Origin of the sequence: Bartonella sp. AP57NXGY (assembly GCF_042195805.1) — a bacterium.
Taxonomy (GTDB): Bacteria; Pseudomonadota; Alphaproteobacteria; order Rhizobiales; family Rhizobiaceae; genus Bartonella.
This window is the reverse complement of record NZ_JBHIOZ010000022.1, coordinates 19734-21690: the sequence shown is the minus strand read 5'-3', so window position 1 is coordinate 21690 and position 1957 is coordinate 19734. Positions and strand designations below refer to the sequence as shown.

The following is a 1957-nucleotide window of genomic DNA, read 5'->3' as shown; positions in this document are numbered from 1 at the left end:
GTCTTTCCTTCCATCCATTCCAAAAAAGCTCCTCCAGCAGTCGAAAGATAAGTAAAATCATTGGCAACACCGGCATGATTAAGGGCAAAAACCGTATCGCCCCCTCCCGCAATTGAAACCAACTTTCCCGTCAAACTACGTTCTGCTGCATGGCGTGCAACGGCAATGGTTCCCTTATCAAAGGGAGACATCTCAAAAACACCAAGGGGTCCATTCCACACAAGAGTAGCAGCTTCATCTATCGCAGCATTGATATGCGCAATAGAGCGCGTCCCAATATCCAATATCATGCCATCTTGTGGAATATCTTCAATGTCATAAAGACGATGCGGTGCATCTTTTTCAAAACGAAATCCAACGACAGCATCCTGAGGGAGCAGAAGCGTACAGTGACACTCTTGCGCTTTTTTAATGATTTTTTTTATCGTTTCCATCAATGCATGTTCACACAGTGATTTCCCTACATGGATACCTTGCGCAGCTAAAAAACTGTTAGCCATCCCCCCACCAATAATTAAGGAGTCAACTTTTTCCACCAAATGATTGAGCACAAAAAGCTTACTAGAAACCTTTGCTCCTCCCACAAGGGCAACCACAGGACGTGCTGGATTGCCAAGTCCTTTTTCTAATGCCTGCAATTCACCTTGCAAAGAGCGTCCTGCATAAGAAGGCAACAAATGCGTTATTCCCTCCACCGAAGCATGGGCACGATGAGAAACTGAAAAAGCATCATTAACATAGAGATCTCCATTATGAGCCAAAGCTTCTGCAAAAGAACAATCATTCTTTTCTTCACCAGCATAAAAACGAACATTTTCAAGCAGTAAAACACCACCATTTTGTAATGACTCAACTGCAACCTGCACCGCCGAACCGATACAGTCAGGAGCAAAAGCAACCGGCTGATTAATGATCTTTTCCAGCACTTGCACAACAGGACGGAGTGAAAACTCTTGCTCTACCTTTCCTTTGGGGCGACCACAATGAGAAAGCAGAATAAGTTTAGCACCACACTTTTGTAGCTCAATGAGTGTCTCTTTATGCCGTACAAGACGCGTCTCGTCACAAACTTTGCCCTGTGCCATAGGAACATTAAAATCTACGCGCACCAGAACACGTTTGCCCAAAACATCAACATCATCAAGTGTACGAAACCCCATCACTGCTTCCTCTTCACTTTCCATTGTTTCAAATAAAAACGCATCCAACAACCCTGCCCACTTTTCTTTCCACTTATCCCCCTCTTTGCTTTTACAAGAGATCCACGACAGCCTATCTCTCACCCTTTGCTTAATAAAAATCCAAAGCTTTTATCGTCAAATGTACAAAAGCCCACCATTGCTCTTAATCTTCATATTCCATTGTGGCAAACAAATGCACTGGCTCAACTTGATCTCTATTAAAGCTTCCTTTTACTTCTAGGAAAAAGAGTTTACATCTCCTGTTTTCTAACGTTTTCTCAAAGGGTATCTCGTTCAGATCTTACTTTTTAAAAGTTTACTCTTTCATTCATCTTTTAAAAGCACGTATTGACACAGTATTAAAACAAAACACATCATCAATGTTTCAATAGCCTCTTCTCTCTAGCGCATGAGAACAACAGCCTCTAACTGTTTTTCTCAAAATTGCACAAAAATGAGACTTTTCCTTATAAAAAGAGGACCCTGAGGTCCTCTTATATTGTCTGAGCAAAAGCTACAGCAGTATCACTCATACGGTTAGAAAAGCCCCATTCATTATCATACCAAACCAGAACGCGACAGAGCTTACCATCAATCACTTTGGTTTGATCATTGTGGAAAATAGCTGAATGAGGATTATGATTAAAATCACAACTCACGAGCTTTTCTTCTGTCGTGTCCAAAACGCCCTTCAAAGAACCTTGTGCAGCAGTAGCAATAGCTGTATTAATTTCTTCGATTGTTGTGGAACGCTTAGCGATAAATGTCAAATCAAC

Annotated in this window: 1 protein-coding gene and 1 pseudogene; both read right to left on the bottom strand. The window is 41.6% G+C overall.

Annotated elements, in window-relative coordinates; genetic code table 11:
* On the bottom strand, positions 1 to 1160 hold a 1160-nt coding region (locus ACFIL8_RS04210; protein ID WP_375688980.1), incomplete at its 3' end, for a phosphoglycerate kinase.
* A gap of 515 nt (positions 1161 to 1675) precedes the next feature.
* Positions 1676 to 1957, bottom strand: a pseudogene (locus ACFIL8_RS04205) (erythrose-4-phosphate dehydrogenase); the annotation flags it as partial.